This is a genomic window from Acinetobacter sp. UBA3106 (assembly GCA_002365595.1).
Lineage (GTDB): Bacteria > Pseudomonadota > Gammaproteobacteria > Pseudomonadales > Moraxellaceae > Acinetobacter.
The window spans coordinates 1-14162 of record DFAM01000022.1 but is presented as its reverse complement, the minus strand read 5'-3'; the positions used below and the strand labels follow the sequence as shown (position 1 = coordinate 14162).

Below are 14162 nucleotides of genomic sequence, written 5' to 3'. Positions count from 1 at the left end.
CCAATCCAACGCTGTGTCGATACCGCTGCTTTGATGATCCAGGGGGCCGACGCGAGTACGCTGGCACAAAATACCCATCATATTGAAATTGTCGAGCAAGGCTTATTGGTCGAGCCGGGAAGTTTTGTACTGGATATTAAACAGGCGGGACCTTATTTTCGAAAACAGGGTGCTTTGGGCTTTATTAACAGTTTTGTCAATAATGCCTTACCAGGAATGAAACATCCCATTACTGGCGTGGTGGATGTGTTGGAACTGATTTATAACACTCATCCACAAGATCATTTCGGTTTAAGTCTGGCCGTGAGTCACGATACCATTTTGGCGGCCATTATTGCGGTGATTTCCGGTCGCAATACCGTTAGCCGGGAAGACTGGCCAAAAATGATGGAAGGTCTGTTTGTCTGGTTTGAAGGCGATGTGTTTTTAGAGTCCAAGCTGAAATGGATCTGGCGTGGTGAAGTGAATGAGCTATCGATTCGGGAATTTCAGAACCTGGAAAAAATAAAATAAAGGTTTAAAAAGCACACCTCAAATTATAGATAAAATGCAGCTACACATTTTTGATGCATCAATTTTTAAGTCTATTATTTATAGCAATTTAAATATTTCTCTAAACTAAAAAAAGCCATATTAAAATAAAGTTGTATATCTCATTTCAAAGACCTTTGTTTATAAACCTTAATATTTTCGTACAAATAAATGTTCTAACAAGTCCACGTTTTATTCCAAAAATTAAAAAATAAAACAAATAAATACAACTGTTTAGAGAAGTGCTTTGCATATTTTTTAATAGTTTATTCTTTCTTTCTAAGATAATATTTTTCTGTAAGTTTTTGATAAATATATTTTTTTAATAAAAACACATAATTTTTTATTTTAGAGAAGTTATGATGTTATTGGGGCAAAAATGTGATGCAGCTACAGTTTAAGTATTTAAATATTTGTATATTATCGGCAATGCTGGGGGCCTGTGGAGGCGGAGGTGGAAGCTCTACAGAATCTTCAAATTCATCTGCACCATCAGACTCTTCAATTGTTGATGAAATCATCGATTTTATTGGAGGTGTCATTACTCCAGAAGAAGATCAGGAGCAAGAAACTGTTCCAGAACAAGAAGCTGTTCCAGAACAAGAGAGTTATCCTGAACCGACAAAAGATGTTATAGATGACGCATTGCTTGGATATTACGATTACAACGCATTGGGCAATACCCGTGATATTCGAGTAGATCTAGAGGGTTCTTTTAAAGCAATGGTTCAGTTTGCTCAAGGCCATGTGGTAGATCCCAGTGGTAACGAAGCCAAAAAAATGCCTCGTTTAACCTCAGAAAAAGAAGCGCTGTTACTGGTTACACCGACACTGGATATGAGTGATGTAACACAAATAACCGCTGAAATTTATCAAGATGGGCGCTTATTGCGCCAAATTAAGCTGCAAGATCCTACGCAAATTCCAGCTTCAGACCAAAATAAAACCGATACACGACCGCACGTTTCATATAGTAAACGTGCATGGTCAGCTAGACTGAATTGGGATGAAGTACGTCCAGGATTACAAATAAAAATTATTGATCAGCAAAATCGAAGCGGTGAACTGTTTGAAGAAAAAATTGATTTTGCAGCGCCCGGGGAGTTGGTCGTAAATAACATTCGTGTCGGAATGTTGACCGATTATCCAAAATCCAATGGTCATTATATGCTGTTGCAGCCAGAAAAAGCGGGTACAGATTATTTTCAAACCATTCCTGCAGCACAAATGACGGTTGCCAAATATGACGATATGACCTTGAATCGGGTCATGGTTTCCAACGGTACCATTTATGATGTTGCCAGTACCAGCACAGGGGGAGATTACGCAGGGGATATGCGTGAAGATGTGGGTAAATCCACATTCAGTGTAGGGATTAATCTTGCAAACTGGGGTATTACCAGTGCTTCTATGGCGAGTCAAAGCCAGCCGCAGCTGACTCAAACTGTAGTCGTGCATCATACTCGGGGAAATTATGCCAATGGCGTGCAGGGACACGGTTTAAGTGGCGGCAATGGCATGCTGACCTTATATGATTCGGTGGGCAATGAATTCAGTCATGAGATTGGTCATCATTATGGATTGGGGCACTATCCTGGACAAGAGGGAGATAATCTATTCTGGGCAGCGCATCATGCAGACAGCGGTTGGGGATATATTGGCTACCGTAATATGATGCGTGGCAATCTGTCATGGACGGCAACCTGGAAATGGGATGGAAGCAACGGGATTCCCAACTTTCAGAACATTTTCCCTTATGGTAAAGATGCAATGTCTGGAGGCTATGCGGACAGCACCATCTCTAGATATACCCATTACACGGGTTACAGTACTTTTTTAAAGATTCAACCGCATTTTGACCGCTATGTCTGGGATGAGACTTCACCTACAGGTTATAAAAAATGGAATAAAGATACGCGCCAAATGGAAGTTGCACAGCCGGTTATGCCGAATTCAACATCTCCTGTGTGGTATCAGGCCAAGCAGAATTACCCGCGGCCCCGTATATTTGGACAGCCTGTGCTGACCATTTTAGGTGGATATGACCCGGTAAATCAGATGGGGCTGCTGTATCCTGCTGCGCGTTCCAACTGGGGCAATGTTTATGATTTACCTAGTGCAAATACTGCTTTGGATCAATCTGCCTGTTGGTTAAATATTCAATATCCCAATAGGGTGAAGAACGTTGCATTATCACCGGCGCGTCTGGGAAGTAATGCCAATAAATTGCATGTCAATCTGGCCATTTCAGATCAGCCGCAAAAAGTAGATTTGTATTGCAAACAAGCCAATGCAAATGAAAAGTTATTGGCATCGATTGATATTCCGCACTATACCGATGTGATTACACCTGCGGTACATATTGGTAAAGCAGAGGGTTATAGTGCATTAAGGAAAATTGAGTTGCCTACTTTGGAGCAGGAATTAATAACTCAAGCATCCAATGATGTGGTGAGCTTGAAGCCTGCGACACAACTGCTTTATGACGCTTATAAGGCGAATAAAAATGAGTTAAGCGCCTTGGCGGTACAGCAGATGGATCGTTATACACAACAGCAAAATACCATTTACCGTTTAAACCGCTGGATGAATGTATATCAGGCAGATTTAAAGGCCAATCAGCCTGAAGCGCTGACTGCATTAAATCATTTTATTGAGTTACTGGGTTTGTCGAAAAGTGATTTGAACAGCAATACCTCATTGATTAAAAATGGTACAAATTGCCTAAAAGTTGAAAAGCTTGAAAATGGTCAATACAACACCTCCATCAGTGGTTCAAGTGGTTGTAGTGCTAATGCATCGGAACAGTGGGTTTACGATGGTTTAGGGCGGATTCAAAGTAGATATGCAGTAGGACAATGCTTAACCAGTACAGGCGGCGGTGCAAAGATTATTTTGACAGACTGCGCAACAGATAAAGATACACAAATCTGGACAATGAAACCTGAAACCACAGCAATTACCCAATCGGGTCAATGTTTCGATTTGGAATCGGGTCGCTTAACCAATAACCGTGCAAACCTAATTCGCTATGCTTGCACTGGAGGTGGAAATCAGAAGTGGAGCAATTTAACGCCAAATAGCAGCTTAATATTGGCTTATTTAAAACCACAAAATTTAAGACTCTTAGTCCAATAATGTATTGATAGTTTCTTTGTCGCAATAAGGCCACTATTGACTCTATTTATAGTCTATCAGTCATCGCACAAGCCCTCTCAGGAGGGCTTTTTATTTGCCTCAGATTTAAAACTCGTGCGCCATGCGATCGAATCATTTTAATTCGTATGGATCAAAAACCAGTGTTGATAGTGGAATGATTAGACTTCAATCCTGATCATTAAAACCATGCGCAATGGCTGTACTCAAGCAAATTTAAGACGTTGATGCTGCACGCTGGAATCGGTTTTTATTCTTATGGTTAATATTGGCTTGAAAAATTGATTATAACTAAGGTTATTATGAATTATAGATAAGATCTGATGGAAAATTACCCAACGATTTTAAGTTAATGGAACAGGATGAAGCTCAAGTGGTGAATACGACAACGTGCTATTAAACTCGTTACTAAATGCAAGGCGTAAAAAAAGCCCTCAACGGGCTTTTTTCAATGCAACAACTTAGTTAGCTAAAGCTTTAACTTGTGCATTCAAACGGCTCTTATGACGAGCAGCTTTGTTTTTATGGATGATGCCTTTATCAGCCATACGGTCAATTACCGGAACCGCAGTTTTGTATGCTTCTGTAGCAGCAGCATAATCACCAGCAGCGATAGCAGCTACTGTACGTTTAAGATAAGTACGAACCATAGAACGTAAGCTAGCGTTGTGTTTACGTGCTTTAACGTTTTGACGAGCACGTTTTTTAGCTTGAGCAGAGTTTGCCACTCGTGCACTCCTTGAATTAGATTGGTCTGGGCGGGCTGAAATTGCAACTGAAAACCTTCATCAGAAGAATTATCACCAGCCCGTAAACAAGTGCCATATTGTGATTAAACTATGGCGGTAAGTCAAGTCTTGACTTGATTTGACAACATTTTAGATGCATAAAAATTATAAAGAAACCGTTACATTAGTAATAACCTATCGAGATCGCTTAAAAAATGACTAAATCAATTAAAAGTGCAATTGTGATTGGCGCAACGGGTTTAGTAGGCCGTGAACTACTGAAGCAGCTTAATCAGATTGAAAGCTGCGAAAAAATAACCGCAGTCGTTCGACATGAATATCCCAAGCTTAAAAGCCTAAAAAAAGTACAACAGTTTGTCCTGGAAGATTTTCTGCTTCTGAATGATCAAGATGTGAATGGCTATAGTCATGCCTTCAGCTGTTTAGGTACTACACAAAAAAAGGCCGGTTCAAAACAGAATTTTTATAATATTGATTATGAAATCAATGCCCATTTTGCCGATTTACTGGAAGCAACTTCTACCCATTACGTGCTGGTGAGTGCGATGGGTGCAAATGCGCAATCAAAAATTTTTTACAATAAAGTCAAAGGGGAGCTGGAACAGCATATTCAAAGCTTAAATTTAGAATATGCATCCATTCTGCGCCCTTCATTATTGATCGGTGAACGCCAGGAACAACGAACGTTGGAAGATCTGACGCAAAAGCTGTATCAAAAATTTTCGCATTTGGTTCCTGATACATTTAAATATAAGCCAGTGACAGCCTCACAGGTGGCTCATACTATGGTCGATGCAGCGCAAACGCAGACTGAAAAGTTTGAAATTTATGATAATTTACGCATACAAAATTCCAAATGAGGGAAATAAAAAGTGTCTAATCCAGCATTCGTAACATGTGATTTACTTGATGATAATCCAGAAAAAGACATTCAGGTGGTCATCCCATCCATGGATGGTAAATTCTTTAAAAGCTATGGCGCGCGTAAAAGCTTTGGCGGTCAAGCCGTCACCGTAAAGTGTTTTGAAGATAATTCACGTGTCAAAGAACTGCTCGCAACGGATGGTACCGGTAAAGTGCTGGTGGTAGATGGTGGAGCTTCAATGCGCTGTGCCTTGATGGGCGATATGATTGCAGAGTCAGCGGTTAAGAACCATTGGAACGGTGTCGTTATTTACGGCTGTGTACGCGATGTAGATGCGATTGCCGAATTGGATCTGGGCGTGCATGCATTGGCTGCAATTCCACAAAAAAGCAATCGCAAAGGCATAGGCGAAGTGGATTTAACTTTGTATTTTGGTGGAGTAAGCATCAATTCTGGCGATTACATCTATGCCGATAATAACGGTATTGTGATTGCAAAAGAAAAATTAGTCGATTTTTAACGACCCAGATATAAGGATAAAAATGGTGAATCATCAAATTAAAGTGATACAGGCTTTAGCTTCATCTTTGACTGAAGGTGGACGTGGCGTGAGTGGCACTGCTTTTCCCCAGCAACCTGAAAAATCACTCAAACTTTATGAGTTTGAAGGTTCGCCATTTTGCCGCCGTGTGCGTGAAGTTTTAACTTTATTAAACCTGGATTATGAGGTTTATCCTTGTCCGAAGGGTGGGCAGAAGTACCGCAAAATTGTCAAAGAAAAAGGTGGAAAAAAACAGCTCCCATTTTTTATTGATGAAAATAATGGAGTTCAGATGTATGAATCTCAGGACATTATTCATTATCTGTTTAAGCATTATGGCCGAACTGGAACCACACCAAAAAAATTTACCCATTATCCTAAAATTCCTGTCGCTGCATTTGCTGGAACCATCATTAATGGAGCACGCGGTGTCTGGATTAACCAGAAAATTAAAGATCGTGCAGCACCCGCTCAACTTTTGGAATTATGGGGTTTTGAAGCCAGTCCTTTTACCCGTGTGGTACGAGCGGTATTAACCGAGCTTGAACTACCGTATATTTACCATAATGTGGCTAAAGAGCGCTGGCAGGATATGGGACCGGCAGTACTGCGTTTAAAACCTGGGAAATATCAACCTTTATCGGGCGGCAAACGTGAGAAGATTGTTGAAATGATGGGGCGTGATATTCAGGTTCCTTATTTAGTCGACCCGAATACTGGGGTGAAAATGTTTGAGTCGGCACAAATTGTGAAATATTTAAACCAGCAATATGGTCAGTAATCCATTATGAAGAATGAAACCGCTAAAGTAGCGGTTTCTTTTGTTCTATTTATTTAATCTAGGCTAAAAGCAAAGTGCGTCATGCACAGCATGATATTCAGAATATTGAATGAATAAATGATAGATAAATCATCGATTGAAACTTTAAAGTTTTTATTTTATGGTGTTAATTTGAGCAGGCTGACAGCAGCATAGCAAATAAAACCGATCAATTATTAATATAAAATTCATTAAATTACCTAATTTTAGGGATGTTATTCAGAGTGTTTTGCTGACTATAGTAAACGCTGATAACAGGGGGTGATGTGTGTCAAAGTTAGAAACGATTTTACCGGTACCGGTTTTAATTGTTGAAGATGAAAGTCTAATTCAAGAACGATTAAAAAATATATTGACAGAACTGGGCTATAGCAAAGATATGCTTATTTTTGCTAAAAACTTGCAACAGGCTTTTGTGGAAATAGAACAGCAACCTATTTCCTTGGCTCTGGTCGATCTGGGACTTCCTGACGGCAATGGTATAGAGCTGATCGAAAAGCTGCGTACACTGGATAATAATGCCATGATCCTGGTGATTTCGGCTTGGAGTACTCAGGAAAGTTTATTTTCAGCGATCAAGGCCGGTGCGACTGGGTATGTTCTGAAAGAGCGTGATGATGCAGAAGTGCTGTTGTCTATTCGCAGTATTTTACGTGGCGGTGCACCGATAGACCCTTTTATTGCACAAGAAATTCTAAAACAAATCTCGGCTGCGGTTTTGCCGGCAGCGCATGATCAAAAAATTCTAGATGCAGATATGGAGCTGTTAACCAATCGGGAAACCGAAATTCTGAATCTGGTCGCTCAGGGCATGAGTAATCGGGAAATAGCTGAACAATTGTTTGTGTCTAAATATACGGTGGAAAGTCACATCAAGCATATTTACCGAAAATTGTCGGTGACCAAAAGAACCAAAGCGGTGAGTGCAGCACGATCCTTAGGGATTTTATGAAGCGGTTTATCGCGCAGTATTTTTTTATTCTTGTGCTCAGTCTGCTGAGTCAAAGCAGTTATGCGAAAAGAACTGAAAACATTAATTCACAATGTGCAGTGCATATTGATTCTATTCATGCTGTTCAGACCAGTTCAGCTACGTTTTTACCTCAACAAGGCTGGGAGTCTGTAGATTTACCTGATCAATGGAATAAGCGCTGGCCAAATTATAATGGCGGAGTCTGGTATAAGATCCAATGGAAATGGTCTTGCCAAAATAATACCAAACTCACAGAACCGATTGCCTTTTTAATTGATTATATTAATTCTGCGGGTGCTGTTTATTTAAACGGCGATTTAATTTGGAAAAATAAAAATCTGCACGAACCTTTATCAAAAAGCTGGAATGTACCGCGTTACTGGATTTTACCGATTTCGGGATTAAGAGCTAAAGAAAATGAAATTTTGATTTATGTGCGTGGCAATGCTTTTCAATCTCCGGGATTAGGCAGTATTTCCTTTAATAATGTGCAAAAAAATGATGAGGTCTATGAAAGTAAAATATGGAATCGTCGAACATTATTTCAAATTAATATAATTTTATCCATCACTTTCGCAGTGATTTGTCTGGTGATCTGGTTATTAAGACGTAAAGAAACCACATTTGGATGGTTCGCTTTAAGCTGCTTTTTATGGGTGTTATTTATTTCAAATGTACTGAGCACAGAAAATTTTCCCTATCCCACCTCTCTGATGGCTGCTCAAGCCAATTTAGTCTTTTTTGTGCTTTATATCATTTGCTTCTGTATTTATTTATTAAGATTTATTCAAACGTATTTTAGTCGGCTTGAACCAGTCATTCATTTAATCACTGGTCTTGTGATTGTGAGTATTTTTATTACACCGCCACAAGAAATATATTGGGCCTTTTCACTGATATTTTTAATATACATTGTTTTGTTTTTTATAACCTATCTATATGTCAGCTACCGCGCCTTTCAAACCAGACGTTCCGATTATGTATTTTTAGCCATTTGTTTGACCGGGATTGTCGTATTTTCATTTTTCGATCTTCTATTATTATCCTCAGCAATGGAATCAGATACTCGACCATTATCACCTTATACCTCACCCATTATTACCTTTTTTGTGGTGGTGATATTAGGCGCCAGACTGGCACATAATGTGAAAAAGATAGAAGCATTTAATGCTCGGCTAGAAGTAAAAGTTCAACAGGTCAGTGATGACTTAAGCTCCAGTTTGAATGAAAAACACCAATTAGAGCTTGAAAATGTCAAGCTACAAGAAAGAATCCATTTATCTCATGATTTACATGATGGTTTGGGCGCGTCGCTGGTACGCTCAATGATTTTAGTGGATCAAAGTGCCCATAATATTTCAAACAAACAATTTTTATCGATGCTGAAATTATTAAGAGATGACCTCAGACAAATTATCGATAGTGGCTCATCAGCAGATAATAAGATACCAGTTAGTCCGGTACTGTGGGTTGCACCGGTAAGGCATCGTTTTAGTCAGCTGATGGATGAGCTGGATATTCGTTCTAAATGGATTTTTCCGCATGAATGGCAAGCAGTACCGAGTGCTTTGCAATGTCTCACTTTAATACGGGTTCTAGAAGAAAGTCTGACCAATATTATTAAACATAGTCAGGCCAAGCAGGTAAAAATAGCGATGGTTTATCTCACAGAAAATCAGTTTATTTTGAGTATAGAAGATGACGGTGTCGGTTTTAATACGGATTGTGTCGCGCAACAAGGATTAAGTATCGGCATGCGTAGTATGAAAATGCGTTTGGAGCGGATGGGTGCCGAGCTGGAGTTATCTTCTGAGCCAGGCCGCACGATCATCCAGGCGATCGTAAAACTGAAATAAGCAATTAAATATGACTTACATGATTAAATATCAGTTGGCATTCCATCCGTTTATAAAATTTGCAAAAAATTAAAAAGCAGGAATATTTATAATGATCTTCTGGGAGAAATAGAAAGTTTTAATCTATATCTGAAAGGCTGCGATATAAAATAAGGGGAAAATGAATTTCCCCTTATGTTTTAAGTGATACTAAATCAGTTTATTCTTCATCTGCAGCAGGCAACAGCATCAGAATAGATTCATTTAACAAGTTTACGATGTCTTCTAAAATGTCGGGATCATATAGATTTTCATCGAGTAATACCGGATTGCCATCTGCCAGCTGTTTTAAAATTGGTGAAAATGCATCTGAAATACAAATGCCTTCACCATTGGCCCAAAACAGTAGTTCATCTTCGTCTTCGGTATAAAGCAGACGTGATGCCGGCTCGAGTATGAGTGAATAACCCTGATCCAAAGCTTCTTCCAGATCACCTGTACCAATGGCTTCTGCCTCAGGAATATTTTCAGGATATTTAGGCTCTGACATCAGGCTCATCAGCGCATCTTCCAGCACGGTCGGATTTTGTAATTGTGCTAAAAGCTCAGTCTTTAAATACTCAAGTTCATTTTGGCTGATTTGACCAATCGGGCTGATTTTGTCACGTAAAATGTCTTTAAGTGGATTTTTTAATAATTGATCCGCAGCAAATTTATCACTGACGCGATCCATCATTTCCGCCACATTTGGCATGCGGAAACCAAATGAGTAGGTTAGGCAGTCATCTTCAGCTACGCCGTAGTGCGATAAACCTGGTGGGACATAAAGCAAGTCACCCGGAGCAAGCACCTCATCAAAATTGACTTCCATGTCTGGCAGTAATTTTAGAGGCTGACCTGCAACGAAGTCAGTATCTGCATCACATATTTGGCCCAATTGCCAACGGCGATGACCATGACCTTGTACCAGGAACACATCATAAAAGTCGAAATGCTTACCGACAGATCCACCTTTAGGTGCATAAGACACCATGATGTCATCACGGCGCCACTGCGGAATGAAGGAAAATTTTTTCCACAGCTCGGCCAGGTCAAAGGAATAATGGTCTACCGCTTGAACCAGCAGGGTCCAAAGCTTGGGCATCTTCTGGAAATCTGCCTTAATTAAAGGTGAAGATTTTACCGACCATTGGTTGGGATCTTTATCTTTTTGCTTGATGAGGCGGGCACTGATATTTTCGTCCAGAGCCAGTTCCATCACGTCACTCGGTTCTAAAAGACCGGCAATTTCAGGAAGCGCATTACGAACCAGTAAGGGTTTTTTTTGCCAATATTCAGCAAGGAATTGTTCAGCGGTAATTCCGCCTAATACATCTAAGGTTTGGGGCATTGCTAAAACTGCTTAGTAAATTTGGATGTATTTTCGCGTGAGTCAGTCTGGGGTGCAAGCTGAAGTTGATTTTCTAATCTTATTATTTTTTTGGATGTTTATCATTTAAGTCAAATTATCTTTTATTTAACCATTAGGTCTTTTTCATAAATCAAAAAATATTCAATATTAAATTTTTAAAATCAGCACTGCCTCATATTTAATTGATTTTATTTTTATACCTTTGAGTAGGCAATCTCTCTACTTTTGAAAGGTCAAAAGTAGACAAAAACCTTTTGTTTCCCATACACGACATCCTTGTCGTGATGAGAAACGTGTGGCATCCATGCCACACTCATGAATTCAATACTTACTAAAATCTATTTTAAATTTTGGCTTCAAGGACAAATTTTAGTAATAGAAAAATGATTTATGAAAGAAGTCTACTATAGATTTTAAATTTAATTTATCGGAGTTGTACTAGTCTGTATTGAAAAGAACGGGTATTCAGCGAGTGATGCTATTGGTAAATTTGGGGAATATTAAATTCCCCAAAAAGGATGATTTAAGGCACCAAAACATTCAACTGACGCAGAATATGACACAGCTGAATCATCGGCATACCCATCAACGTGGTTTGGTCCTGTCCCATCATCTGTTCAAACAGACTAATTCCCAGACTTTCACACTTAAAACTGCCTGCACACATTAAAGGCTGTTCAATTTCAATATAGCGCTCAATTTCAGTAAGACTAAGTTTGCGAAACTTGACTTTATAGTGTTCAACCAGAGTTTTTTCAAAACCGCTTGATTGCTGTTGTACGCTTAATGCGGTACTGAAATAAACGATTTTGTCAGAATTGGCCTGTAACTGTCTGATGGCTTTTTCTACCGTCAAAGGTTTGCCAATAAAAATGTCCGGTGCGCCTTCACGCCAAGCCACCTGATCGGAACCAATCACGATCGCTTCAGGATACTGTTCTGAAATCGCTTTGGCTTTTTCAAAAGCCAGTCGCTGCGCTAAATGATCGGCATGATTTTCACCGCGAGGTGATTCATCGATATTGGGCACCATGCTTTGATAATCAATACGCAGGCGATCCATCAGGTCTTTACGGGTTTGACTGCTTGAAGCCAAAATAATTTGGGGAGTACTCATTACACTGCATATTCCATAAGCACATCAAGCGGGACATAAGAAAGCACAGCTTGATGGCAAGCTTGAATTTTAATGGGAGGGGCAATACCGGCTTGGTATGCTTCAACCCAACGGGTCACACAAATGCACCAGAAATCACCCGGTTCCAAACCAGGAAAATCTACTTCTGGGAGCGGTGTAATCAAGTCATTACCTACTTTTTGAGAGAAATTCAGAAACTCGGCGGTCATTTGTGCACACATGGTGTGCTGACCTAGATCTGTAGTCGCCGTATGACAAAAGCCGTTACGAAAATAACCGGTAATAGGAGAGTAGCAACAGCTTGCCAAGGGTTCGCCTAAAACATTCAGGCGATTGATATTTGGATCTGGGTGAATAGACATAAGCTCTAAATCGTGAGGTGGCTTTTGACTATGATAATCAAAACTTTGTCTTTCTACAGCTTTTCTGCAAAAGATGCTAACCTTTTTCTACATAATCATTTAAAATCGGGGCGTTTTTTATATCTATAAAGTGAGCTCTACATGAACTTTCAGCGTATGACTGACCTGGATTTGGCAGGTAAGCGTGTACTAATTCGTGAAGATTTAAACGTTCCTGTTAAAAACGGTGTAATTACCAGTGATGCACGTTTGCGCGCAGCATTACCCACAATTAAAGCGGCCCTGGAAAAAGGTGCAGCAGTAATGGTTTATTCACACCTTGGTCGTCCAGTTGAAGGTGAGCCAAAACCTGAACAATCTTTAGCACCTGTTGCAGCTTATTTAACTGAAGCTTTGGGTCATGAAGTAAAATTATTTACTGATTATTTGGATGGTGTTGAAGTTGCAGCCGGTCAAGTGGTATTGCTTGAAAACGTGCGTTTTAATCATGGTGAAAAGAAAAACAATCCTGAACTTGCACAAAAATATGCAGCGCTTTGTGATGTATTTGTAATGGATGCATTTGGTACTGCACACCGTGCAGAAGCGTCAACTGAAGGCGTGGCACGTTATGCGAAGGTTGCAGCAGCAGGTCCTTTACTTGCAGCTGAGCTGGATGCTTTGGGCCGTGCGCTGCAAACACCTGAAAAACCAATGGTGGCGATTGTTGCAGGCTCTAAAGTATCAACCAAGCTTGATGTATTGACTTCGCTTTCTGATATTTGTGATCAGTTGATCGTGGGTGGCGGTATTGCCAATACATTCCTGGCTGCGGCGGGTTTCAATGTAGGTAAATCACTTTGTGAAAATGATTTGATCGACACAGCTAAAGCGATTGCGGCTAAAGTTTCTGTGCCGCTTCCAACAGACGTGGTGGTTGCCGATGCTGCTGAAATCAATTTTGATGATTTCCTTGGTTCACTTGCTGTGGCTAAAGCTGTAGTGAAAAAAGTCGAAGATGTTAGCGATAACGACATGATTTTGGATGTCGGTCCTGAAACTGCAAAAGCATTCGCTGAGATCTTAAAAACCTCTAAAACGATTCTTTGGAATGGTCCTGTAGGTGTATTTGAAGTAGATCAATTTGGTGAAGGCACTAAAGCTTTATCTTTAGCAATCGCTGAATCTGAAGGTTTCTCTATTGCTGGTGGTGGTGATACTTTGGCTGCGATCGACAAATACGACGTTGCAGACAAGATTGGTTATATTTCGACCGGTGGTGGTGCATTCCTTGAATTTGTGGAAGGCAAAACACTTCCGGCAGTTGCTGTACTTTTAGAACGTGCCTGATTCAGCCGTCTAGCTGTAATCAAAAGGTTGACTTCGGTCAGCCTTTTTTCATGTCTTTTCATTTTAGCGCTTCATTTTTTAGTCATTAAAATGAAATATAACTGAAATAAAATCTCGGTCATTAAATCTCCTATCGTAGGAAAATGTGATGAACTTGAAATCAACACTTGCAGCATTGGTGATCTTACCTTTGACTCTGACTGCCTGTGCCAAGAAAGATGAAGCACCTAAAACTGAAACTGCCGCTTCTGCAGCAGCGGACCAACAAACCACAGTAGAACAGCAAAAAGCCATTGATGCACTGGATAAGCCAGTTCTGGATGAAAAAAATACTGATGTGCCAGCTGAAGTGGCAAATGCTTCAGCAGATGAAGCAACGGCAAGCGCTGAAGAAGCTGCTTCTACAGCCACTGCGCATTAAGATTGTCATTTTTTATTTAAAAGTCCCTGCA

At 40.0% G+C, this 14162-nt stretch carries 13 protein-coding genes; 9 read left to right on the top strand and 4 right to left on the bottom strand.

Features of this window, described 5'->3' with window-relative positions; genetic code table 11:
• Together B4C48_RS12440 and B4C48_RS12435 are read left to right on the top strand one after the other, a co-directional pair.
• On the top strand, positions 1 to 513 hold a 513-nt coding region (locus tag B4C48_RS12440), incomplete at its 5' end, for a histidine phosphatase family protein (protein WP_291356975.1).
• Positions 514 to 915: 402 nt separating this feature from the next.
• Positions 916 to 3669 (top strand): M66 family metalloprotease, encoded by a 2754-nt coding sequence (locus B4C48_RS12435; protein ID WP_291356973.1) that lies wholly within the window; start codon positions 916 to 918, stop codon positions 3667 to 3669.
• A gap of 479 nt (positions 3670 to 4148) precedes the next feature.
• On the opposite strand, the gene rpsT is transcribed toward B4C48_RS12435, so the two are convergent.
• Entirely contained in the window at positions 4149 to 4415 is a 267-nt protein-coding gene (rpsT, locus tag B4C48_RS12430; RefSeq protein WP_039622003.1) for a 30S ribosomal protein S20, read from the bottom strand.
• Positions 4416 to 4630: 215 nt separating this feature from the next.
• On the opposite strand from rpsT, the gene B4C48_RS12425 reads away from it, so the two are divergent.
• The 5 genes from B4C48_RS12425 (at position 4631) to B4C48_RS12405 (ending at position 9491) form a co-directional block, all read left to right on the top strand.
• Positions 4631 to 5296, top strand: coding sequence for an NAD(P)H-binding protein (locus B4C48_RS12425; protein WP_291356968.1), 666 nt, complete (start codon positions 4631 to 4633; stop codon positions 5294 to 5296).
• A 12-nt stretch (positions 5297 to 5308) separates the two neighbouring features.
• Positions 5309 to 5821, top strand: a complete 513-nt coding sequence (gene rraA, locus B4C48_RS12420) for a ribonuclease E activity regulator RraA (protein ID WP_291356966.1) — start codon at positions 5309 to 5311, stop codon at positions 5819 to 5821.
• Between the two features lie 22 nt (positions 5822 to 5843).
• A complete protein-coding gene (locus B4C48_RS12415) occupies positions 5844 to 6623 on the top strand; it encodes a glutathione S-transferase N-terminal domain-containing protein (protein ID WP_291356964.1) in 780 nt (259 codons plus the stop codon).
• Between the two features lie 307 nt (positions 6624 to 6930).
• Complete coding sequence (locus B4C48_RS12410; RefSeq protein WP_291356962.1) at positions 6931 to 7614, top strand: response regulator; 684 nt, start codon at positions 6931 to 6933, stop codon at positions 7612 to 7614.
• Positions 7611 to 9491, top strand: a complete 1881-nt coding sequence (locus B4C48_RS12405; protein WP_291356960.1) for a sensor histidine kinase — start codon at positions 7611 to 7613, stop codon at positions 9489 to 9491. The genes B4C48_RS12410 and B4C48_RS12405 overlap by 4 nt, the downstream gene beginning before the upstream one ends.
• A 199-nt stretch (positions 9492 to 9690) precedes the next feature.
• Here the strand turns inward: B4C48_RS12405 and B4C48_RS12400 are convergent, their stop codons facing one another.
• From B4C48_RS12400 to B4C48_RS12390, 3 genes are all read right to left on the bottom strand, one after another.
• Positions 9691 to 10860 carry a cupin domain-containing protein gene (locus tag B4C48_RS12400; protein WP_291356959.1) on the bottom strand — a complete coding sequence of 390 codons (1170 nt, stop codon included), beginning with the start codon at positions 10858 to 10860 and terminating at the stop codon, positions 9691 to 9693.
• A gap of 544 nt (positions 10861 to 11404) precedes the next feature.
• Entirely contained in the window at positions 11405 to 11998 is a 594-nt protein-coding gene (locus B4C48_RS12395) for a Maf family protein (protein WP_291356957.1), read from the bottom strand.
• Entirely contained in the window at positions 11998 to 12381 is a 384-nt protein-coding gene (locus B4C48_RS12390) for a DUF2237 family protein (RefSeq protein ID WP_086196374.1), read from the bottom strand. The genes B4C48_RS12395 and B4C48_RS12390 overlap by 1 nt, the downstream gene beginning before the upstream one ends.
• A gap of 141 nt (positions 12382 to 12522) precedes the next feature.
• On the opposite strand from B4C48_RS12390, the gene B4C48_RS12385 reads away from it, so the two are divergent.
• The gene (locus tag B4C48_RS12385) at positions 12523 to 13710 is read left to right on the top strand and encodes a phosphoglycerate kinase (RefSeq protein WP_291356954.1); all 1188 of its coding nucleotides are present in this window, start codon (positions 12523 to 12525) and stop codon (positions 13708 to 13710) included.
• A 148-nt stretch (positions 13711 to 13858) separates the two neighbouring features.
• Entirely contained in the window at positions 13859 to 14131 is a 273-nt protein-coding gene (locus B4C48_RS12380; protein ID WP_291356951.1) for a hypothetical protein, read from the top strand.
• Positions 14132 to 14162 lie beyond the last annotated feature (31 nt).

What these genes read in the sequence shown, in the direction of transcription:
- B4C48_RS12435 (WP_291356973.1), top strand. Translation starts at nt 916, where the DNA reads ATGCAGCTACAGTTTAAGTATTTAAATATTTGTATATTATCGGCAATG.
- B4C48_RS12395 (WP_291356957.1), bottom strand. Translation starts at nt 11,998, where the DNA reads ATGAGTACTCCCCAAATTATTTTGGCTTCAAGCAGTCAAACCCGTAAA.
- B4C48_RS12390 (WP_086196374.1), bottom strand. Translation starts at nt 12,381, where the DNA reads ATGTCTATTCACCCAGATCCAAATATCAATCGCCTGAATGTTTTAGGC.
- B4C48_RS12380 (WP_291356951.1), top strand. Translation starts at nt 13,859, where the DNA reads ATGAACTTGAAATCAACACTTGCAGCATTGGTGATCTTACCTTTGACT.
- B4C48_RS12415 (WP_291356964.1), top strand. Translation starts at nt 5,844, where the DNA reads ATGGTGAATCATCAAATTAAAGTGATACAGGCTTTAGCTTCATCTTTG.
- B4C48_RS12405 (WP_291356960.1), top strand. Translation starts at nt 7,611, where the DNA reads ATGAAGCGGTTTATCGCGCAGTATTTTTTTATTCTTGTGCTCAGTCTG.
- B4C48_RS12425 (WP_291356968.1), top strand. Translation starts at nt 4,631, where the DNA reads ATGACTAAATCAATTAAAAGTGCAATTGTGATTGGCGCAACGGGTTTA.
- B4C48_RS12400 (WP_291356959.1), bottom strand. Translation starts at nt 10,860, where the DNA reads ATGCCCCAAACCTTAGATGTATTAGGCGGAATTACCGCTGAACAATTC.
- B4C48_RS12385 (WP_291356954.1), top strand. Translation starts at nt 12,523, where the DNA reads ATGAACTTTCAGCGTATGACTGACCTGGATTTGGCAGGTAAGCGTGTA.